19 protein-coding genes and 2 pseudogenes are annotated in these 22510 nt (G+C 42.0%); 8 read left to right on the top strand and 13 right to left on the bottom strand.

Translation table 11 applies throughout. The features are described 5' to 3' along the window. Positions 1-40: 40 nt before the first annotated feature. Positions 41-3481 (bottom strand): methionine synthase, encoded by a 3441-nt coding sequence (gene metH, locus J2X75_RS10535; RefSeq protein WP_210108473.1) that lies wholly within the window; start codon positions 3479-3481, stop codon positions 41-43. Positions 3482-3661: 180 nt separating this feature from the next. Between metH and J2X75_RS10540 the strand changes: the two genes are divergently transcribed. Beyond that, on the top strand, positions 3662-4207 hold the full coding sequence (locus J2X75_RS10540) for a cupin domain-containing protein (RefSeq protein ID WP_047843398.1): 546 nt from the start codon (positions 3662-3664) through the stop codon (positions 4205-4207). 97 nt (positions 4208-4304) lie between these two features. Here J2X75_RS10540 and J2X75_RS10545 read toward each other — a convergent pair whose 3' ends face one another. The 8 genes from J2X75_RS10545 to J2X75_RS10580 all read right to left on the bottom strand — a co-directional run bounded on the left by J2X75_RS10545 (position 4305) and on the right by J2X75_RS10580 (position 11465). Beyond that, positions 4305-4979 (bottom strand): GntR family transcriptional regulator, encoded by a 675-nt coding sequence (locus J2X75_RS10545; protein ID WP_307535275.1) that lies wholly within the window; start codon positions 4977-4979, stop codon positions 4305-4307. Between the two features lie 100 nt (positions 4980-5079). After that, positions 5080-6714, bottom strand: a complete 1635-nt coding sequence (locus tag J2X75_RS10550) for an ABC transporter substrate-binding protein (protein WP_310336224.1) — start codon at positions 6712-6714, stop codon at positions 5080-5082. A gap of 209 nt (positions 6715-6923) precedes the next feature. After that, positions 6924-7796, bottom strand: a complete 873-nt coding sequence (locus J2X75_RS10555; protein ID WP_310336226.1) for a carbohydrate ABC transporter permease — start codon at positions 7794-7796, stop codon at positions 6924-6926. A gap of 12 nt (positions 7797-7808) precedes the next feature. Then, a complete protein-coding gene (locus J2X75_RS10560) occupies positions 7809-8738 on the bottom strand; it encodes an ABC transporter permease (RefSeq protein WP_371129062.1) in 930 nt (309 codons plus the stop codon). Positions 8739-9327: 589 nt separating this feature from the next. Continuing rightward, positions 9328-10119 (bottom strand): HAD family hydrolase, encoded by a 792-nt coding sequence (locus J2X75_RS10565; RefSeq protein ID WP_076210090.1) that lies wholly within the window; start codon positions 10117-10119, stop codon positions 9328-9330. A 28-nt stretch (positions 10120-10147) separates the two neighbouring features. Beyond that, complete coding sequence (locus tag J2X75_RS10570; protein ID WP_017688037.1) at positions 10148-10657, bottom strand: hypothetical protein; 510 nt, start codon at positions 10655-10657, stop codon at positions 10148-10150. A 125-nt stretch (positions 10658-10782) separates the two neighbouring features. Further along, positions 10783-10992, bottom strand: coding sequence for a DUF896 domain-containing protein (locus J2X75_RS10575; RefSeq protein WP_017688036.1), 210 nt, complete (start codon positions 10990-10992; stop codon positions 10783-10785). A 95-nt stretch (positions 10993-11087) separates the two neighbouring features. After that, entirely contained in the window at positions 11088-11465 is a 378-nt protein-coding gene (locus tag J2X75_RS10580; RefSeq protein WP_310336229.1) for a LysM peptidoglycan-binding domain-containing protein, read from the bottom strand. 296 nt (positions 11466-11761) lie between these two features. Between J2X75_RS10580 and lexA the strand changes: the two genes are divergently transcribed. After that, positions 11762-12388, top strand: a complete 627-nt coding sequence (gene lexA / locus J2X75_RS10585) for a transcriptional repressor LexA (RefSeq protein WP_017688034.1) — start codon at positions 11762-11764, stop codon at positions 12386-12388. Positions 12389-12493: 105 nt separating this feature from the next. Here lexA and J2X75_RS10590 read toward each other — a convergent pair whose 3' ends face one another. Further along, positions 12494-13795: an aldehyde dehydrogenase gene (locus J2X75_RS10590; protein ID WP_310336231.1), complete on the bottom strand. Its 1302-nt coding sequence runs from the start codon at positions 13793-13795 to the stop codon at positions 12494-12496. A 427-nt stretch (positions 13796-14222) separates the two neighbouring features. Between J2X75_RS10590 and J2X75_RS10595 the strand changes: the two are divergent. The 6 genes and pseudogenes from J2X75_RS10595 to J2X75_RS10620 form a co-directional block, all read left to right on the top strand. Then, positions 14223-14420, top strand: a pseudogene (locus J2X75_RS10595) (NucA/NucB deoxyribonuclease domain-containing protein); the annotation flags it as partial. Between the two features lie 16 nt (positions 14421-14436). Further along, positions 14437-14787, top strand: coding sequence for a hypothetical protein (locus tag J2X75_RS10600; protein ID WP_310336233.1), 351 nt, complete (start codon positions 14437-14439; stop codon positions 14785-14787). 79 nt (positions 14788-14866) lie between these two features. Beyond that, positions 14867-15723: pseudogene (locus J2X75_RS10605) on the top strand (ATP-dependent DNA ligase). 34 nt (positions 15724-15757) lie between these two features. Continuing rightward, the gene (locus tag J2X75_RS10610) at positions 15758-16429 is read left to right on the top strand and encodes an SOS response-associated peptidase (protein ID WP_310336235.1); all 672 of its coding nucleotides are present in this window, start codon (positions 15758-15760) and stop codon (positions 16427-16429) included. A gap of 659 nt (positions 16430-17088) precedes the next feature. Further along, positions 17089-17430 (top strand): zinc ribbon domain-containing protein, encoded by a 342-nt coding sequence (locus J2X75_RS10615; protein WP_310336237.1) that lies wholly within the window; start codon positions 17089-17091, stop codon positions 17428-17430. 931 nt (positions 17431-18361) lie between these two features. After that, positions 18362-18829: a hypothetical protein gene (locus J2X75_RS10620; protein ID WP_310336239.1), complete on the top strand. Its 468-nt coding sequence runs from the start codon at positions 18362-18364 to the stop codon at positions 18827-18829. A gap of 462 nt (positions 18830-19291) precedes the next feature. On the opposite strand, the gene glnA is transcribed toward J2X75_RS10620, so the two are convergent. The 3 genes from glnA to J2X75_RS10635 form a co-directional block, all read right to left on the bottom strand. After that, on the bottom strand, positions 19292-20620 hold the full coding sequence (gene glnA, locus J2X75_RS10625; RefSeq protein ID WP_091029299.1) for a type I glutamate--ammonia ligase: 1329 nt from the start codon (positions 20618-20620) through the stop codon (positions 19292-19294). Between the two features lie 129 nt (positions 20621-20749). Then, complete coding sequence (locus J2X75_RS10630; RefSeq protein ID WP_017687924.1) at positions 20750-21163, bottom strand: MerR family transcriptional regulator; 414 nt, start codon at positions 21161-21163, stop codon at positions 20750-20752. Positions 21164-21245: 82 nt separating this feature from the next. Continuing rightward, positions 21246-22499, bottom strand: a complete 1254-nt coding sequence (locus J2X75_RS10635) for a methionine gamma-lyase family protein (RefSeq protein ID WP_310336242.1) — start codon at positions 22497-22499, stop codon at positions 21246-21248. Positions 22500-22510: the final 11 nt, after the last annotated feature.

Genomic DNA, 22510 nt, shown 5'->3' on the forward strand with positions numbered 1-22510 from the left:
TCCGACAATGCGGAGGGCTTTGCCTGACACTCTACTGAATTTATGCCTTCTCTACATTAAAATACTTAGCTTGCGGATGGCTAAATACCATCGCTGATACGGAAGCTTCAGGTTCCATCATGAAACCTTCCGTCAATTCCACACCGATGTCCTCAGGCTGTAGTAACTTGAACAGCGGCCCTTGGTCTTCCAGATCCGGACAAGCCGGATATCCAAAAGATACCCTGATCCCTTGATAACGTGCACCGTGACGTTGCTTCATGGTCATCTGGGCAGAATCCGGGAATCCCCAGATATCTCTCATCATATGATGCACACGCTCAGCTAATCCCTCTGCTACTTCAAGTGCTACGGATTGCAGAGCATGCGAGCGAAGATAATCCCCTTGATCTTTCCACGCCGTCGATAGTTCACGCACACCGTGTCCGGCAGTAACTACCATGAAACCAACGTAATCCATTTGACCGGATTCAACAGGTTTCAGGAAGTCGGACAGGCACAGGAACGGCTCGACTTTTTGACGTGGGAACGTAAATGTATGCAAAATATTACTTGTGTCCTTTGGATCATAGATGATAATGCTGTTACCACTGGACTGAGCAGGGAAGAAACGATACATGGCATGTGCCTGAATAATCCCGTCACGAACAGCCTCTTGCATAATATCATCCACGACTGCTTTCAGGTCGGTAGCCTTCTTATCTCCTGAAGCAAGCAGTTGTTCAACTGAACCGCGCAACCCCAGATGGTGTCCAAGCAACATCTGCATGTTCACGTAGGGCAGGATGTGTGATAACGGATAGTTGCGCATCGTATGCCGCTCCAGATCAGGAGGGACAAGAACAGGATTATCTACAGCAATATCCGAACGCTCCACTCGTGTAAGCTCTGGAAGAGCCTGAACAGCTACAGCACTTGAAGCATCAGCTTCTTTTTCTGCTTCCATCTCCAGTTGCATCGCTTCACGTGAAACGGGGTTCATCAATTTGTTCGCCAGATCCAGACCGTCCATCGCGTCTTTAGCGTATACAACCATTCCGTTATATTCAGGACGAATACGATTTTTGGTGAATTTACGTGTTAGCGCCGCTCCACCAACCATAATAGGCACATCAATACCTGCTGTTCGCAAATCCTGAGCGGTAAGAATCATCTGCTGCGCTGATTTTACCAATAGCCCCGAGAGGCCGATAGCATCGACTTTTTCTTCTCGGTATGCCTCAATGATACGTTCTGGTGGTACTTTTATACCCAAATTAATGATCTGGTAACCGTTATTCGACAGGATGATCTCAACCAAGTTTTTACCGATGTCATGCACATCGCCCTTGACCGTGGCCAGAATGATCTTGCCTTTAACCGAAGTCTCGTTCTTCTCCATGAATTGCTCCAGATATGCTACAGAAGCCTTCATAACCTCCGCACTCTGCAACACCTCAGCTACAATTAACTCATTGTTGTTAAAGAGACGACCTACTTCCTCCATCCCCCGCATCAGTGGACCGTTAATCACTTGAAGTGCTGTGTATTTGGCAAGTGCCTGTTCGAGATCTGGCAGCAATCCTTCTTTACTTCCTTCTACTACATATGAAGCGAGACGCTCTTCTAATGAAAGGTTCGAGATTTTTTCCTTCTTCTCAACCTTCTTGTTACGGAACGCCGCTACGAACGCCGCCAAAGTTTCATCATTTGTGTTATATAAAAGCTCTTCCGAGAGCCTGCGTTCTTCTTCTGGAATGGACGCATAACGCTCCAGTTTCTCTGTGTTCACGATGGCATAGTCGAGACCTGCTTTGGTACATTCATACAAGAATACAGAGTTCAGCACTTCACGACCTGCTTCAGGCAGTCCGAATGAAATGTTACTGATCCCGAGTATCGTATGGCATTCAGGCATCGCTTCCTTAATCACTCTTATACCTTCAATGGTTTCTTTGGCTGAACCGATGTACTGTTCATCTCCCGTACCAACCGGGAACACCAACGTATCGAAAATGAGGTCTTCTGGTTTGAGACCATATTTGTTCACCAGCAAATCGTAAGAGCGCTTCGCTACGTCAAGCTTGTCTTCCCGACTAATCGCCTGACCCCGTTCGTCAATCGTTCCGACAACAACCGCACCACCATATTTATGAAGCAACGGCGTAATCAGCTCAAATTTCTCTTCGCCATCCTCAAGGTTAATGGAGTTAATTATCGCTTTACCTTGTGAGTACTGAAGGGCCAGATCAATTACTGAAGCATCTGTCGTATCGATCATCAGAGGAACCTTAACTTTTTTCACAACCAGTTCAAGGAACTTCACCATGTCTTCAGACTCTTCGCGGTCCGGGTCTTGTACACAAACGTCAACAATGTGCGCTCCATTTTTCACTTGAGCACGAGCAATTTCCGAAGCTTCTTCATATTTGCCTTCTACAATGAGTCGTTTGAATTTCCGTGATCCCAGCACGTTCGTACGCTCACCAACCATGTATGGACGATTGTCCTGTTCAATGTAGATTGGTTCTATACCAGACAATGCCGGTGGATGTGTTCCGTTCATTTCTCTTGGGGGGTACTGGGCAAGTGTATCGCGCATCGCCCGAATATGTGCAGGGGTTGTCCCGCAACACCCACCAGCAATATTCAACCAGCCCTGTTCGGCAAAAGCACCAATCTTCTGAGCAAGCGAGTCTGGTGACTCATGGTAATTACCATTCTCATCCGGAAGACCCGCGTTCGGGTAACAACTAACGGCAACCGATGCCATTCCGGAAAGCGAGCGAATGTGATCACGCATGAACTCAGGACCCGTAGCACAGTTTAGTCCTACCGAAATTGGGTTAAGGTGTTCTAAGGATATATAAAAGGATTCGATGTTCTGACCCGCAAGAGTCGTTCCCATCGGTTCTATCGTTCCTGATATCATCAGGGGCAGTGTAACGCCACTCTGTTCGAAGGCCTGCTGAATTCCAATGCTGCCTGCTTTTACATTGAGGGTATCCTGTGAGGTTTCGAGCAGTAGCGCATCAACGCCTCCCTCTATTAAAGCAAGCGCTTGCTCCAAATAACTGTCGATAAGTTCCTGGAACGTTACTCCCCCAGTTACAGACAGTGTTTTGGTAGTTGGTCCCATCGCACCTACCACATAACGTGGAGATTCCGGTGTAGAGAAACGATCAACCGCAGCTTTCGCAATTCTGGCTGCTTCCAGGTTAATCTCGCGTGCCCGATCCTGAATATCGTATTCAGCAAGCACAACGGATGTGGCACCAAATGTATTGGTTTCAATTAAGTCGGCGCCAGCCTCCAGATATTCTTCATGAATGCGCTGGATCAGCTCTGGACGAGTAAGCACCAACATTTCATTACATCCATCCAAATCTTCGCCGCCAAAATCTTCGCCAGTCAGATCAACTTGTTGAATCATGGTCCCCATTGCACCGTCGAGGATTAATATTCGTTGTTTTAATGCATCGTGTAGACTAATCTTATCCAATATCTTCACCCCCGCAAAACGTTAAATATTAGTTTAACAGAAACTAACTTAATGTGAAAGATCGGGTTTTATCGCGGAAGATGGCGGGTTTGCAAGAATTATGAACGGAATTTGAGAATCGACAAATACAGAGCAATCCGATATAATTCAATTAAACCAAGTGGAAAAGAGGGAAAGAACATGGCTGAAATTGTTATCCGAAATACGAACGAACGCATCACTGGTGACGAAAATGTTCGAAATTTCTTGAACAAATACGAAGTATTATATGAGAAGTGGGACGCATCCAAACTGAACACTGATCTGCAAAATAACTTTGGATTAACTGATGAACAGAAAACCGAGGTTTTGGAAACTTACGATTATGAAATCAGAGATTTGGCTGCACGTCGCGGATACCAGATCTGGGATGTCATCACGCTGTCCGAACAAACACCAGATATCGAAGAAAAGCTGGCCAAGTTCGAAGAGATCCACACCCACGCTGAAGATGAGATCCGTGCAATTGTCGCTGGTAAAGGAATCTTTGTTATCAAAGCTACAGATGATGTGGGTTACTTTAATGTAGAACTGTCTCCTGGAGACGTCATCTCTGTACCTGAGAATACACCGCACTTCTTCACCTTAATGGAGAACAAACAAATTATTGCTGTACGTCTGTTCATCGAAAAAGATGGCTGGATTGCAGATCCATACCCTGATCCTACATTTATCAAACAAGCCTAACACTCTCGTGTTACAACTTGCTTAACCAAAACCCCTGTTCAATTGAACAGGGGTTTTTCGCATATGCATATGGAGAGTATGATACAACATCGGTGCGTTATATAAAATAATGCGGGTATTTCGCCTTAATCGATTCCTGTTCAATAACAACCAGTCTAAGATGAGCTTCCATCACTTGAACAGCTTGATCGGTCTGACGCTCTGTGATAAGCCGATATATCTCTTTGTGCTGGGAGATAATGACCTCCAGGTTGGAGTCCTCCGCTAGACGTAATAAACGCAACCGATTAAACGGAATATTCAGTTGTTGCAACATTTTCCACGTCCTCAGCTTACCCGTGCCCTGGAACAAAATCTGATGAAACTCTTCATCCAGTTCAAAAAGCCGATAGAAATTGTTTTTCCCTATACAGACTTCCTGCATTGCAATGTTGGTTTCAAGTCGAAATCTGAACTCTTCAGGAAAAGAAACACAAGCCAAAGTTACGATTTCCTTCTCCATCTTCTCCCGCATAAACCTGCCTTCTTCCACATGCTCCAGATTAATGTGAGAGACGATCGTTCCACTCTGGGGAATAATGTCCAGCAGTTCTTCTTCAGCAAGCTTCATGAATGCTTCTCTAACGGGTGTTCTGCTCACCTGCAGTTCATCTGCAATCTCTTTCTCTGAAATCTTGGTACCTGGCTTAAGTTCCAGGTGAAGAATTCGTTCTTTTAACAGGTTATATGAATATGCCCGGGTCGAGCCTCTAATTTTTTGATTAAGTGACATGCCTAGACCTCTTTCTATCAGCCGTATTCATTCATCTTAGCACAAATTACCGTTCCACTTATATATCGGTGTGAAACGGTAATCTGGCCAACATCAACTATTATTGCTTGTTTTCTTTGTAGGCTTTGTACGTATCATTTGCCAGCTTCAGATAATTAGATAATCCTTGACTCTCCAGCTCTTTGGCAAATGTATCGAATTCAGACAAGTCCCGCTCACCCAAGATAAATTTAAGTGTATTTTGATCCGAATAGTCTTTCAGTGGTGTACTCAGAAGTGTCACCCGTTCACGGTCCTCTGAAGAGTAAGGAATCGGTGGTTCTGCCGGGATCACTTCCTTGGTATCCTTCATGTCTTGCTGGAATTTCAACTCTTCTTCACTAAACATGGATTGCAGCAGATCTGTGGTACCCCCGTAGGCAAATACTCCACCAGAGAAACCAAAGTCAATACGCAGATCTTTCGTTCCTTTCGGATTCAAGCCATTGTAGTTCACGTCTTCTACCAATTTACGTGTTCCGCCCTCTTTGGTAAATGTTTCGCCTTCAACGCCCCATTTGGCAAACTCTTGACCCTCATCGCTGTAGTATAACCAATCAATAAATTGCATAATAGCTTTGAAGTTTTCGCTTTTTTGAATTTTCCCGGAGATCATAACACCGTTTTCAAGTCTGGAGCCAGACATTAATTGCCCTTTTGGTCCACCAGGTACTGTAATCTTTGCAACTGAGTATTTACCTTCTCCCAGCGTTTTGTTCATATCATTTCGGTGCAGCACCACCGTTTGGGAATTACCATTAATCATGAATGATTTGCCGGATACAAATTTCTGTACAGCCTGATCATCATCCTGTGTAAAACTTTCTTTGTCCAGCAATCCTTCGGATACCAACTTGTTAAAGTATGTTAGCAACTCTTTGTATTCTGGTGTTGTAGCCGTGTACACAAATTCATCCTGATCTTCCTTATACGTCAATCCGTTACCAAAACCCCATCCAGCCTTGGTACCAAAGCCAGTAGCAGCGATGTTCAACGTACTATTAAATTGGAATCGGTCCGAAAACGGAATGGAATCCGGATAAATCTCTTTCAGTTTCTTCGCAGCATCATACAATTCGTCCCATGTGGTCGGAATCGCGATGTTATTTTCTTCAAAAACATCCGTTCTTACGAGTAGTGTGTAATCTGGCCATACTTCTTCATGCAGACCTGGGAGTACATAGTACTTTCCATCTTCCTGTCGAAGTCCTTCAAGTTCATCTTCCAGACCCCATTTTTCCACTTTATCCTTGAAGTTTGGCATCAAATCAATATAATCGCTAATCGGCAAAATCGCACCAGAGGACACAAATGCAGACTCTTCACCAGGGTACGTTTTAGGAATAACCAGTGGTGCATCACCAGAGCTTATCAACAGAGATCTCTTCTGAGGGTAATCACTCATCGGTACAATCGTTGGCTCAAGCGTAACACCCGTCAGTTCGGTAATTTTATTAAAAAGTAACCAGTCTTTTTTATATGGATAACTAGGTTGATCACTATATAGTATGGAGAGATTAAATGGCTCGGTCGCCTTGAATGTATCCCCTACATTGTACGTCTCCATCGCTGCCTTGGTTTGAACTTCTGTGACGTCACCTCCAGCTCCGGTACCGCTGCTACATGCTGCCAGAACAACGGTCATCATTGATGCCAACACCATTTTACCAACAAACTTACGTGGCTTTTGATTCATTTAGGTTATCCCCCTGAATTTGGTTTAGGTTGACCTTGCCTTAAAACTTTTTAATCAATAAAAAGCGAAGCGCTCGCCTTTATCACCGGATTTTCCCTTTTAAAAAGGGAATCGAAAAAATCTGGGGATAACAGCGATTGAAAGGTTATTCTGTCATCGGAGTGTTCCGTGTAAATCATCTTTAGTACAATTTATATAGCTGCTGCGTGTTACTGTTTAACAGAACCTAACATGATACCGGTTACAAAGTATCTTTGGACAAATGGATAGATGGTGAGTATCGGCAAGATGGTTAGTACCATCGTTACTGACTTAATATTGGCTGCAATCTGTGTCAGGTTATCAGCTGAGGTTGCACCGGCAGATGCCCCGCTTGTCGCTCCTGCAATCATATTGCGCAAATAAATGGTGACCGGGAACAGTTCTTTTTTGTCCAAATACAGAAAGGCTGGGAACCAGGAATTCCAATGACCTACTGCGTAGAACAGCACCATGGTTGCCATAACTGCTTTACTAAGCGGCAATATAATGCGTAACAAGATCCCGTATGTGTTCAAACCGTCAATGGAGGCAGCTTCCTCCAGTTCTTCAGGCATATTTTCAAAAAATGACTTCATGATCAGCATGTTGTATATGCTAATTGCGCCAGGAACAACAAGTGCCCACATGGTGTTGTTGAATCCAAGGGAATTAATCAACACATAGTTTGGAATCAATCCACCACTGAAGAACATCGTGAATACGGCGAACATTGTCAGAAACTTGCGACCCATTAACCTCTTTTTGGACAGGGCATATGCGAAAATAGTCGTCATAAACATGGAGATTAATGTACCTACTATGGTGTAGATAATCGTGTTTTTATAGTTGGTCCAGAACATACTGTCACGTGAGATGGTCTTGTATGTCTCTACATTGAATCCTCTTGGGAACAGACTAACCTTGCCCGAATTAATATAGGACTCACTACTGAAAGATTGTGCCACGACATTTAAGAATGGATAGAGGGTTATAAATACCACGAATAGCAGAAAGATAACATTGAATACTTTAAATACCTTATAAGATCTGGATTCCTGCATGATGCTCCTCCTTTACCATAAGCTTCTTTGTGTCAGTCTGCGTGAGATGGCATTTACGGAGAACACCAGAATCAGACCGATCAGCGATTCGAACAACCCAATTGCGGTAGCATAACTGAAGTTACTGGATTCCAGTCCGACCCGATACAGGTAAGTGGAGATCACATCAGATGTCTCGTAGATCAGCGGGTTGTACAAGAGTAAGATTTTTTCAAATCCAACAGCCAGGAAATTACCCATGTTCAAAATCAATAACGTCACAATCGTTGGCAAGATCCCTGGAATCGTTACATGAATCGTTTGCTTCCACCGATTGGCACCATCGATACGCGCAGCTTCATACAAAGAATCATCAATGGTTGTCAGTGCAGCCAGATACAGAATCGCTCCCCAACCCATACCCTGCCATACCTCAGAAGTGATATAGATTGTTCTGAACCACTCAGCCCGCTGCATAAAAGGAATATTGTCTCCGGTGAAGAAAGCCACCAGTCCATTAATGGAACCATTCACTGCTGTCAGCTGCAGGATCATACCCGCAACGATAACGATGGACAGAAAATGAGGCAGATAAGACGCGGTCTGTACAAACTTTTTAAATCGTTTACTCTTCACTTCGTTAAGCATCAAAGCAAAAATAATTGGAACCGGGAATGTAAAGAGTAACGCAAGTCCGCCTAACATCAGCGTATTACCGAATACTCTCCAGAAGGTAGGGTCCTCAATAAACATTTTGAAGTATCTTAATCCAACCCACGTTTCTCCAAATATACTTCCCCCGGGAACAAAACGTCTGAACGCAATCACATTACCAATCATCGGCCCATATTTGAAAATAAGGAGATAAATGATGGGAAGGATTAATAGTGAATACAGCTGCCAGTCTTTGCGGAACAAAGTTGCTGCCGTTCGTAATCTGCTCTCTTTACGTAAAGATGTCATGGTTAACGTTGTTTTAGCGGTTTCCGACTCCATGTGTTTTCACTCCGATCCAGGACTTGATAAGTAAGAGTAATTCATGTACAATTCTCATCGTTTCTCCTCTTGTAGAAGACAACAACTCCTTTAACTTCACCCCCACTACGAAATAGATAATTGCTAAATGTAAGCGATATCAATTTGATGTATTATGTAGAATCACACAATCCAAGATGCTTCACATCATTAATTAGCACTTACTACGTGGTGTGATCTCCAAATCGAAAGAAGATTTTTCAAAATATTAAGCGCTTACAATCAATCGAAAATAATAAGCAATAACTCCCTGCTTCCATTTTGATGAAGTCAGTCAAAAAGAAATTGCTTTAGGACAAGCTAAATACTAGTCATACTAGTATGTTAGTTATATTCTAATCCAGCTTCCCTCTAATTTCAATAACTTTTAGTAAAAAAAATGGATATCTCTTTTAACAAGGTAATTTAGTCAACAAGCTCAAATAAAAAAACATTGGTAACTTCAAGAACGACGTCATCGTTCATTGAAGCTTCCAATGTTTCAGGGTGCTGAGGAAAGATTTCATAGCTGATCTGCTTAGAAATTAGCAATAAGCTGATTTAATTCCGATAAATGCGTTATTTCATGGTCTGGCGCATACGTTTCATTGTTGGTCTTATGCTCACGGTTAATCCATACGGATTGGATGCCAGATGATAAAGCACCACGAATATCAGTCGTTAACTTGTCTCCAACCATCATGCTCTCTTCGGGTTTAACACCCAGTTTACTCAAAGCATGTTCAAATATCGACGGATCTGGTTTTCCTTTTCCGAAGTTACCCGAGATAATAATCTCATCAAAAAAAGGAGTCAATTCAGGTACACCATCCAACTTCTCTTGTTGCAAAGCAGGACAACCGTTTGTTAACAACAACAGTTTGTACTTTCCTTGTAACTGACGCAAGGTATCCATCGTTTCTTCGTATACATGAGGTCTGGATCTCCGTTCTACTCCAAACTGTGCGGCCAGTTGTTCAGCAAGATCTTCCCGATCTATACCCAACTTCAACAAGCCACGACGCCAGGATTCTTTACGGTAAACTGGAGCAAGCTGTTCCAACTGACGGAACTCAGGTTGATCCCCACCAGTAAAGTTAGCCCAAAGACCTTCAAACGGATTGATTCCAATCATTTTAGTAAAAGGAAAGGTTTCATATGATTCATACAGTCCACGTGCCTCATTACGAACAGCTTCTTCAAGTTCTTCTGGTTTAACCCCAGTCTCTTGCGCTGCGATTAGACAAGTCTCATGAAAAGCTTCTCGAACACTACGCTCATCCCATAATAAAGTATCATCTAGGTCGAACAAAATCGCTTTTAACGCCATTCCGATCATCTACCCCTTTATGCAATAATTACTTTTCGACGGTTTCCACGGTGATCTGGTGTGCTTTTGCAAACTTCAGCAAACGTTCTGCAATCGCATCTGTATCGTAACGGTTCAATAACTTGGTGAACACCCATCTTTTCCCACGACTGTTATGTTCGATAACAACTGTACCTGGTTCAATTCTGAATTTGACAATATCGTCAACCCCAATTGAACGTTCACGATTACCCTTCGTCGTGATAATCCGATTACTGCTAATCTTGATGTATGGACGACGAAGCATGAAGATGACTGCCAAAAATACATAAAGCAGCATGGTCACCCAGTCCCAAGTTGTCATTGGAGCTTGCACAAGAAACGTGCTCATAAACAGATACAAAAAGGCGAGACCAATCAAAAATATAGGGAACAAAAGGCTGCGTCCCTTAAAGACTTCTTCACCTGGTGTACCTGTGATTGGTTGACCACTTTTTTTGCGTTGCTGATTTAACTGCTTGGAATTTTTCTTAACCGTTCTCTCGAACGAACGCGACATGAGAATCCCCCTTATGTGTCTTTGTATCGGCTTACATAATTGCAAACCAACATTTCCCCCTATAAATTGCACACTCAAAATAACAGGAAGAAACCTAAATATCATAATGATATCATTAGGTTTCGTTAGTGTTTGAGTTTGCCTTGGTGGCCTTTGTCATTCTCATCATCAACAATCTCAATGGTATCCAGTTGTTGTCTGAAATTGCTGCGAATATTACTCAAATAAATCTCTCTTAGCTCGGCACGTTCAGCAAGTTCTTCCTCCGACAATCCAGTGGACTTTTGCTTACGAGCCAATTCGTTAATGCGTGCTACCAGACTATCTATATCCAAGCTTGTCCCCTCCAAAAATACAAAGTCATATTAACTTTGCCATTATAAAGGCAGCTTGTCAAGCTGACACGCGTTAACACTCATTGATGTGCATTTTATTCTGCAAATTGCGGTAGAGTTAGTACTTGCCCCACTTGGATGGAAGTCGCTTGAAGTTGATTCACTTTCTTAATTGCTTCTATATAAATACGTGTATCCATATTCGTCGGTTTATGTTCCAAAGAAATACTCCATAATGTTTCCCCTTGTGAAACGGCTATCTTTCCTCCAGGCAGAACATCATTCTCATTGCCAGCAAATACAGTTAAAACAGTGCTGCATCCAATAAATATAATCAAAGAGGTAATGGCTACCTTTAACATCCATGAAGAAATCTTGAAACGCGCTAAAACCTTCTTGTAGTTCCCTATTTTAGACTTCACCAGTTCCGAATTCATTGGTTCATAAATGCTTTGATAAGTAGAATATCTCATTAAATACCCGCCTCCAAACGTTTGTTCCTATCTGTTGAAATCAATATAACACGAACACTTGTTTTGTTCAATAGATTTTTAGAACAATTGTGCGCTTCTTTTTTGAAGGAGAAATTTCTTATTTCACTTCCTTTTGCAAAGCATTTGCAGTATTATGCTCTGACTTTTGGACAATTTCTGTTCTATAAGTTTAAAAACACTGATTTAATGCTATTTTATTTAGAACTTATGTTTGTACGAACGGAGGTTCTATGTTATAATTTTCCCAAACGTTACTAAAATGGGGTTGATACGGTATGTCGAAGATATCCAGCAGGCAGCAGGCTATTCTGGAGTTTATACGAAATGAAGTCCGGTTGAAGGGGTATCCTCCTTCCGTACGGGAAATTGGTGAAGCTGTTGGACTGGCTTCCAGCTCAACAGTACATGGACATTTGGATCGTTTGGAGAAAAAAGGTTTGATCCGACGCGACCCTACCAAGCCAAGAGCCATTGAGCTTTTGAGCCAGGAAGAATCTGAGCATTCTCATCAATTTGCTCATAGCGTTGCACGTATTCCTGTTGTTGGTAAGGTTACAGCCGGGGTTCCAATCACTGCAACCGAGAACATTGAAGACTACTTCCCTCTTCCTACACATTATGTAGGCGAACAAAAAGTGTTTATGCTTTCAGTAGTGGGAGATAGTATGGTGGAAGCTGGAATCGTTAATGGAGATTACGTTATTGTCCGTCAACAGCAAACTGCTGATAACGGTGATATCGTCGTTGCAATGACTGAAGACGATGAAGCTACAGTGAAAACGTTCTATAAAGAGAAAGATCATATTCGCCTTCAACCGGAGAATGCGACCTTCGAACCTTTACGTTTGAAACATGTTAGTATTCTGGGTAAAGTCATTGGCCTTTTCCGAGATATTCATTAATATTTAACTTGAGTAACACAACTAGATGTAATGAAATACGAAAGAGGTTGCCCTGATCAACAGGACAACCTCTTTTTTTCATGTTTATGTTATTTTTGCGGCTAATTATTCACTGCGTTTCAGAACACTCTTGTGATGCGAGAACACATCAAAGCTCTGTTGACCGTGATATGAGCCCATACCGCTCTCTCCGACACCACCAAACGGGAGATAGTGTGAAGTCATATGAGAAAGTGTGTCATTAATACATCCCCCACCGAAGGATACTTGATTCAGAACCTGATCCTGCAGTTGCTCATCCTGTGTGAAGAGATATAGCGCCAATGGTTTTGGCCGGCGAACAATCTCATCCAGCATAGGATTCAGGTCACTGTACGTAAACACAGGAAGAATTGGACCGAAGATCTCTTCTTGCATCACAGCTGATTCCCAGTTCACATCGCCAAGTACAGTCGGTTCAATGAGCAACTGCTCACGTACAGAACGTCCACCAATCAGCGTTTTGCCATCTGTGAGGAATCCCGACAACCGATCAAAGTTACGCGCATTGACAATGTGCGGGAAATCAGCATTCTGTAGCACATCATCTCCAAATTTATCTTTGATCTCTGCACTAATCAGATCAATCAATTCATCATGAACTTGTTCATGCACAAGCAAGTAATCCGGAGCAACGCATGTTTGCCCTGCATTCAGGAATTTACCGCGAACAATACGTTGAGCCACCAGCTTCAAATCTGCATCACTATGGACAATAGCAGGGCTCTTGCCACCCAACTCAAGAGTTACAGGAGTCAAGTGCTCCGCAGCTGCCTTCATAACAATGCGACCAACACCTGTGCTTCCTGTGAAGAAAATATAATCAAACTTCTCTTTCAACAATGCTGTGCTGGCTTCGACTTCCCCTTCCATAACGGCAATATACTCCTGAGGGAAGATCTCCTGTATCAGATCATATGTCAGACGAGATACGGCTGGTGTTAATTCAGAAGGCTTGATAACTGCACAGTTACCAGCTGCAATTGCTCCAATCAGTGGACCAAAGGCCAGTTGGAAAGGATAGTTCCAAGGCGCAATAATAAGCGTCACTCCGTATGGTTCAGGGTAAATGGTGCTCACCCCATCCGGTATAGCCGAATTGGTTGGGACTTGTTTTGCTGCAGCCCATTCATGCAGATGTTCTAGTGCAAAATCCAGTTCACCCAGAACAATGCGAATCTCGGAACCGTAAGCTTCCGACTCGGATTTGTTCAGATCAGCCCGAAGTGCATCTTGAATCCGTTGCTGATACTTTTCAATTCCTTTTTTAAGCTGTTGAAGTGCATTAATCCGATACTCGATATTTTTAGTTTGTCCTGTATAAAAAAATGTACGTTGTTCTGTCACCAGTTGTTTTGCTTGATCCATATTAACATCTCCAATTAATTATTTAAAATTAAATTGCTAAAAATTTAATTAAAGTATACCTCCTCTATATGAAACTTTCAACATACGTTTGAAACATTGATTTGAGAGTATTTGAAGTTGGGTTGAGGTTTTAAAAGCTAGTACTCCCTTCTATTTCATGGCTATTAGAAGTTCTAAACTTGATTTAAATCTTTTGTTTTCGACAGTTTAATGCACTGTAGAAAGAATTCTAATTTCAGTTTCTCTTTAATAAGTTAATGATTTTATCCGTTCCCGCCCACAATTTCACAGCGAGCAGATTTTAATCCAACAACTACTCCTGAGATCGGCTTATATGTGCCAATAGAAGTAAACAGAACCCCGAGTCTGTCCGATTATTCGTATAAAGGCGTGTTATATTTATCAGATCAAAACCGCAATCTGCCATTTAAGAGTTATTGACTCTAAGAAAGGATACGAACGATACGATCGTGACGAGTTGCCTATGGAAATGTGCGCCGAGGGTGGTGAAGGTGAAGATATCGAATACATAAGTCCATCGGATAATCGTGGTGCCGGCAGCTTGGTAGGTAATCAGTTGGAGGAATATCCAGACGGTACATTAGTAGAATTTATATTTGAGTAAGGGGATAAATTTTTTTATGAGTGAAAAACTTAACGTAATTAGTGACTACTTTGGTGTTTTTTGTTTGGGTGCAATCACGTTGTTTATTTTTGTGCTATCAGTAATGTTTATTATCAAGAGTTTTATCAATATTTATAGAAAATTAAAAGGTATAAATTCTCCGGCAATGACACCCTGTAAAACATGTAGACGCTCGATTTCAAACACTGCTATTATTTGTCCGTACTGTGGTGAACATTACGGTAAAATGAATGAATTAGGTGATTCAATATTTATCTGTTTCCTTTTTGGTTTAGGTCTTTTCATATTAGGAATTGCGAGTCTAACTGAGTCCGTTGAATGGTTTGAGCGTACTTATATGAACTGATCGACACAAATGATATTCTCCATAACTTACCGCCTCAATCCTTTGTAGCAAACCGCTATAATTGGGTTGAGATGTTTTTATGTTCATAAGTCCTATGTTACTTGAAACAGCACCGGGTCCCTTCTCTCATTCGGATTACCTTTTTGAACCGAAGTTGATGGACATCGGTTGATATATTCGCAACAGTCCGGATCCGTCCGGTTATATACACGTCACAATAATGACTGCACTCGTCAGTACCCGGAATTACAGTTGCCGTTTGACTCAGACATCATTTTGGACGGTGAAGTAGCATGCGCCTATCCAACAACGGGACTGAACGATTTCGAAGCATTCATGAGCCGCTTCAGCACTAAACAGGATAGTAAGATACAACAGCTCACTCGTACGCTGCCAGCCACATTCGCTATATTTGATATTCTTTTCTTCCAAGGACGAGATCTACGTAAACTACCTCTTATGGAACGCAAGATGATCCTACACAGTCTGTCTCTTCCTTCCTCTAACTTTGGAGTTGTACCCCATATAGAAGGTGCTGGAGAGGAGTTATAAACTCAGATAGAGACTATGGGTATGGAAGGTGTAGTTGGCAAGCGTAAAGACAGCCAGTACGTCAGCAGACGGTCCAAGGACTGGATGAAGGTCATTAACTGTTCCTATGCTGATGTGTTCATCACAGGATACAAAAAGGCTGAATTTGGTTGGCTTGCTGCCGTTCCAGATCCAACTGGCAGAATACGCCCAGTGGGAATTATTGAATATGGTCCCAGTCCAAAACATAAACAAGCATTTCGTGGAGTTTGCAAGCAGCTGATAACAAGTGAAGACAAAAACCACGTTTACCTTGAACCCCGAATTCAGGCCAGAGTAAAAATGCGTAATTGGACCAAATCAGGCTCGCTGCGTATCCCTGTGTTTGATCAATTTATCGTGTGATTATATATTAAGGACAATACAGGAGGTGCTTTGTATGTGTGGTAGATTTACGATCACTGACCCCTTAGATACAATAATGGAGCGTTACTATGCTTCTATAGCTGATGGATTCGAGTACAAACCTAATTACAATGCAGCACCCATGCAGTACATTCCTACAATTATCGGTAGCAAAGACGGTAATCGATTGGGTGCGCTCCGATGGGGACTGGTTCCCGTTTGGGCAAAGGATGACAAGATCGGTAACAAGATGATTAATGCCCGTGCTGAGACGTTAACCGAGAAGACTTCCTTCAAGCGTCTAATCAGCTCCAAACGCTGCATCATCCCCACGAACGGATTTTATGAGTGGCGTAAGGAAGGAACGGAAAAGCAACCAATGCGTATTCTGATGAAGGATGACCGATTGTTCTCTTTGGCAGGATTGTACGATACCTGGACAGATCCTGACGGGAACAAGCTGAGCACATGCACAATAATTACAACGGAACCAAATAGCCTTATGGAGGATATCCACAACCGCATGCCGGTTATCCTGCGCTCTGAGGATGAGGCAGAGTGGCTTGGAAGAGATAATGATGATGTTCAGTCACTACTTGGTTTGCTTAAGCCATATCAAGCTTCAGAGATGAGAGCGTATGAGGTGCCGAAGGAAGTCGGTAATGTGAGGAATAACAGTTTGGAACTGTTGAAGAAAGTAAATTAGAGTTTCGACTAGAGTGATACCTTAGTGGTAGTCACTCTTTTTTACTGTTCATATTTCAGAAATATATGGAAATAGACGAATAACTTTGATAACATAAGTGGATTGATTACATAAATGGAGGATCTTAATGGCTGATAATATGGCATCATACTCACTTCTGGGTATTGCCGGTCTCATTACTACTTGTTTGTTTATATTTGGTATAGCTTGTTTAGTAGCATTGTTTATCAATGTCTTCAGGCTACTCAAGGGTCGAATTAACCGAAAGTTAGAACAGTGCCAATCCTGTGGTAATACAATCTCAATTTCAGCTATCATTTGCCCTAATTGCGGACACCATTACGGTAGATCTAATGGAGTTTTCAATTCAATTTTCGGGTCATTCGTTGGTTTCGTAATTTGCATTTGCGGAGGATTCATAGCATTAGCTGAACTTATAAAGATGATAAATAATTAGATGAGAAGGAGCCATAAAAGCCTCCTTTTTTGGTACCTTAGATTCAAACAGGTTAGGGAATTATTTACTGCTCATGATCTTAATTGATGCCTTTCTATTACTAGGTAGTATTCATTTTCTAACATCCACACATTTGTATAGAAAATTTTACATAGTTCTGATAGACTATTCTGGATTGATTTCATCATTGAAGGAGTTTGTTATGATTCATAATATCAGTGAGGTTTTTGGTATGGTATTCTTTGCAGGATTGATCTTAGCGTTATTTGTACTAGGCTTAATGGGTATTGCTGGAATGTTTCTTAATATCTTCAGAAGATTGAAAGGACTAAGGACTAAAAAAGTGGAACCTTGCAGATCTTGTGGGCATTCAATCTCAAGTTCTGCCATTATATGTCCTAATTGTGGAGAACACTACGGACGAGGAAGTGGATTTGCTAATTCAATCATTGGTTGTTTTATCGTTGGATTTGTTTGCATTGGAATTGGTTTCTATGCCTTGTCAGAATTTCTTGAGACATTTGAAACCTTTAGTTTTAAATAGTAAATATTACATAGTAAACAATACTATTCTGGATTGAATACATAGTCGGAGGAACGCCATGTTAGAGCACATAAACAACATCGTGGGTAATTTATTCGGTATAGGGATCATTATCGCAATGTTTGTACTTGCGGTGCTAGCCTTTAAAGCAATGTTTAGAAATATAATAAAAAGATTTAAACCACCTTCTAGTAACTTAATTAACTGTGTATCTTGCAGAAGTGCCATATCTGGAGATGCTTTCATGTGTCCACATTACGGACATCATTACGGGTGATCAAGAGCTGGGAATTCTATATTTTACTGTTTATTGGCCGGATGCGGATTCTTGCTTGCGTCGTTGTATGGACTTGAACTCTTCTTCAAAGAGGGTATCATTAGTTTAGATTTCTTTAAAAGATACTTTAATTAATCGCATACAAATAAAAAGGAGCCAGAGTTTGGCTCCTTTTTTTGTGCTCTAAATTCATACTGATTTCGGAAGTATATGCCACCCATAATCTCAATAGATGACTCGCTATACCCCTCTACTGGTCCGCTATAGTCAATGAGTTATTCACGATCCGCTTAGATATGCCAGACGGACACAGGGACTTGGGTTAAGGCTGCTGTGAGGAAGTCCAAATCTTTGGATAATGTCTTATATGTATAATTTATCTCATCACCTATCTATAATAATTCGACAAAAGGCATGTTTTTCCTGCACAAATAACTCATCTCCATCAATTCAATAAACAGAACATTCCAGGATAACATTCAAAAACCCAATATTTTACAATAATATTATTTACAAATGACGATTTTATATGGTATATTTATCCATGGTTGGCCAACCTAACTATGCAAGAGCTCTTCGATATCTTTAATTTCAAATAACAACTTAAAACAGAATCTTACTCTATTGGTTCTAGTATATTTGGGAGGTTTGAATATGAAAAGATTAAGAAAATTTTCTATTTCTATTATGGCAACCGCTTGTTTATTGGCATTCAGTTCCAGTTCAGCATTCGCTAAAACTGGTTGGGCTGATTCCTTTGAGACAGCAGAAGTGATGTACTCAAGTGTTAACCAATCTTCCGGATTTAGCGCAACACAGTATTTAGATAGCATGAGCGACAACGATTTTTATGTAGTCGACAATACAAACGGTTCATCCGAAATCACATATTCTGTTGTAGCCACTCCACCAGCTAACTTCGACATTGTTATGGGTGTTATTAAAATGAATGCAAGTGGTGCGATCCTGTCCATTCAAATGGATAACTGGAATGGACGGGGATACCCTGAGGCAATAAGTTGGAATGCTAAACCTGGTGAGAAAGTTTACTTCAGAATTATGGATAACGGAATCAACAACTACAACGAACCTTATACAATTCAATTCACAAAAACTAGCTAAATAATATTATAGTAGATGTTCAAATGGGTCCCCCGTGCAGGAGGACCTTTTTTATTTGTAGTACTTTGAAGGTATGGTTCATAGACTACCAGTGGCTCCATGCCAATGTTTTTTCTGTAAGCATCGTTGATTGCATCAATTTCCATTTTAACACTAATTTTTTATAGCTATTATTACATAATCTAATAACTATTAAATATAGGAACGAACCTTAGCACTTTACTAATAGAGTCCTGTTTCTTTCTTCTTTGTACTACTTTATCAATATTCTCCTCCTGAGCTTTTCCAAGTGATTAGCTCTCGTCCGCTGAAATACAAAGAAGAATTATTCAGTGACACCAAGACAGTAAAATCAGAAAGAAAAATATTTTTTGTGGGCACTTTGATTTTTCTTTAAATATATAGGTACTTGCCCACAAAAAGAAAAACCCCTCAGCGCTAGAGCGCCAAGGGATTGAGCTATTAGTACAAAGTAATATATTGATCGCGTTCCCATTGGTGGACTTGTGTTCTATACATATCCCACTCAATTTCTTTCAGCTCATAGAAGTGAGCCAAGGCGTGGTCGCCGAGAGCATCACAGATAACTTCGCTGCGGATCAATTCATTCAATGCTTCTTTCAGGTCAGCTGGCAAGCTTGGAATGCCTTCTTCCACACGCTCTTCTTCTGACATGATGTAGATGTTACGGTCAATTGGAGCTGGTAAGGAAAGCTCACGTTTGATTCCGTCCAGACCTGCTTTCAACAAAACAGCCAAAGCCAGATAAGGGTTAGCAGCCGGATCCGGGTTACGAACTTCAACACGTGTACTCAAACCTCGGGAAGCTGGGATACGGATCATTGGGCTACGGTTACTCGCAGACCATGCTACATAACAAGGGGCTTCATAACCTGGTACCAGACGTTTGTATGAGTTCACAGTTGGGTTAGTAATTGCTGCAAACGCACGTGCATGCTTCAGAGTTCCAGCCATGAAGTGACGAGCAGTTTTGCTCAGACCCAACTCGTCCGACTCATCAACAAATGCGTTCTCATTGCCTTTGAACAAGGATTGGTTACAGTGCATACCGGATCCGTTCATACCAAACAACGGTTTCGGCATGAATGTAGCATGTAAACCATGCTGACGTGCAATCGTTTTAACAACGAGTTTGAACGTTTGGATCTGGTCAGCTGCTTTCAGAGCATCAGCATATTTAAAGTCGATCTCATGCTGACCTGGAGCTACCTCATGGTGGGAAGCTTCGATTTCAAAGCCCATTTCTTCAAGTGTGATAACGATGTCACGACGACAGTTTTCACCAAGATCCGTAGGCGCAAGGTCGAAATAACCACCTTGGTCATTCAGCTCGTTAGTTGGGTTTCCTTTTTCGTCTGTTTTGAACAAGAAGAACTCTGGTTCAGGACCAACGTTGAAGGAAGTGAACCCCATATCTTGGGCTTCCTTAAGGTTTCGTTTCAAGATGCCACGTGGATCTCCTGGGAACGGATTACCATCCGGAAGATATACGTCGCAAATCAGGCGTGCAACACGGTTCTCTGCAACCCATGGGAATATAAGCCAAGAATCTAGATCTGGATAGAGGTACATGTCGGACTCTTCAATACGTACATAACCTTCAATGGAAGATCCATCGAACATCATTTTGTTATCCAGAGCCTTAGTCAACTGACTCACTGGAATCTCAACGTTTTTGATAGCTCCAAGCAAATCAGTAAATTGCAATCGAATGAATCGTACGTTTTCTTCTTTCGAAATGCGGAGAATGTCTTCTTTTGTATAACTCACTATAACCTCTCCCTTTCTTATCTGCGTATTTGGCTTGCCTGTTATATTTGTACATTAGAAATTTCCACGGGTCAAGGAGTCTCACACCAAAAGTGCATGTTTTCCCCTCACTCGCCAAGTTATACGAATTTAATTTTTATTAAAGAATCGGGAAAGCTCTCCCTGAATGAGAGATACTTGTCCTGGTCTCTTACCTGATACCAGCTGCTGCTTCAGCAAGCGGTGCAACTGCGTATCGGACAACTCTCTGCGTTTAACTTCAGTGTCTGGCGTGATAACTGTAGCTTCCTCGGATTCTTTCGAAACAGGATTCATCACTTGTTTGATCCCCGCGATGTTAACTCCTTTTTCAATCAAAGCCTTGATCTCTAGCAATCTCTCTACGTCATTAAAAGAGAACAAACGTTGATTACCTGACGTTCTCGCAGGAACGATCAAGCTGTGCTGCTCATAGTAACGAATCTGACGTGCAGACAGATCCGTAAGTTTCATTACAATACCAATCGGGAATAAGGCCATATTTCTGCGAATTTCATCACCCATGTTCATCAACCTTCCAGTCATCTATTCTTCACCCTATTGTACATTTAGTTATTACCAAGTGTCAATGACGTGTTAGATAAACTCACAATAATTTACGATCTTTCATCGTCTGTAACGCCATCAAAACGCCATATTTGACATGAGAGTACGTTAATCCGCCTTGCATATACCCGATATACGGCTCTCGAATAGGCGCGTCGGCTGATAATTCCAGACTTCCGCCCTGAATGAACGTACCTGCCGCCATAATGACAGGGTGCTCATAACCAGGCATATCCCACGGTTCAGGAACCACATGACTATCCACAGCTGCTGCACGCTGAATCCCCTGCACAAAGGCGATCAGATGCTCGGCAGAGCTAAACTGAACAGCCTGGATCAGATCTGTGCGAGCTTCATTCCAGGCGGGTTTGGTTACAAAGCCGGATTCAGCAAACATCGCAGCAGCAAACGTACTTCCTTTGATAGCTTGTCCTACAATTGTCGGTGCCATGTAAAGTCCTTGGTAGATGCCGCGTGTTGTTCCGAGCATTGCTCCAACCTCTCCCCCAATACCAGGGGCTGTCAGACGATAAGCTGCCAGCTGTAAGTATTGTTCCTTCCCACATATGTATCCACCGGTTTCCGCAATACCTCCACCAGGATTCTTGATCAGTGAACCGGCCATAAGATCAACTCCGACTTCTGTCGGTTCACGTTCCTCCGTGAATTCACCGTAACAATTATCTACGAATACGATGACATCCTCCTTAAGCCCTTTAACACGCGTAACCATCTCAGCAATCTCAGCAACGCAGAAGGAGGAGCGCCAGTCATAACCACGTGAACGTTGAATCCCAATGACTTTTGTAGCCGGTGTGATGTTTTTCTCAACTTCTGCCCAGTCCACTCTACCTTCAGCAGTTAAGGCCGTCTCCCGGTAACCGATGCCAAAATCGCGTAATGAACCTGTGCCGTCACCGGGCTTGCCAATCACTTTATGCAATGTGTCATAAGGCTTACCCGTGATGTATAATAATTCGTCACCTGGACGCAATACGCCAAAGAGAGCTGTACTAATCGTATGTGTACCTGAAGCAAAATGAGGACGTACCAACGCAGCTTCAGCGCCGAAGACATCAGCATATACTTCATCAAGCACTTCACGCCCACGATCGTTATAGGCATAACCTGTTGAACCTGCAAAGTGAAAATCGCTTACTTTTCGCTGTTGAAAAGCATTAATCACCTTCCATTGATTGTGATCTGTGATCCGATCAATCTGTTGAAGGTGTCCTTCAATCTGACGCTCCACTTGACGTTGAAGTTCAGATATTTCTGAATCAAAGCTTACCATCTTACTTCATT

Source organism: Paenibacillus sp. 2003 (assembly GCF_031455635.1).
Lineage (GTDB): Bacteria > Bacillota > Bacilli > Paenibacillales > Paenibacillaceae > Paenibacillus > Paenibacillus amylolyticus_B.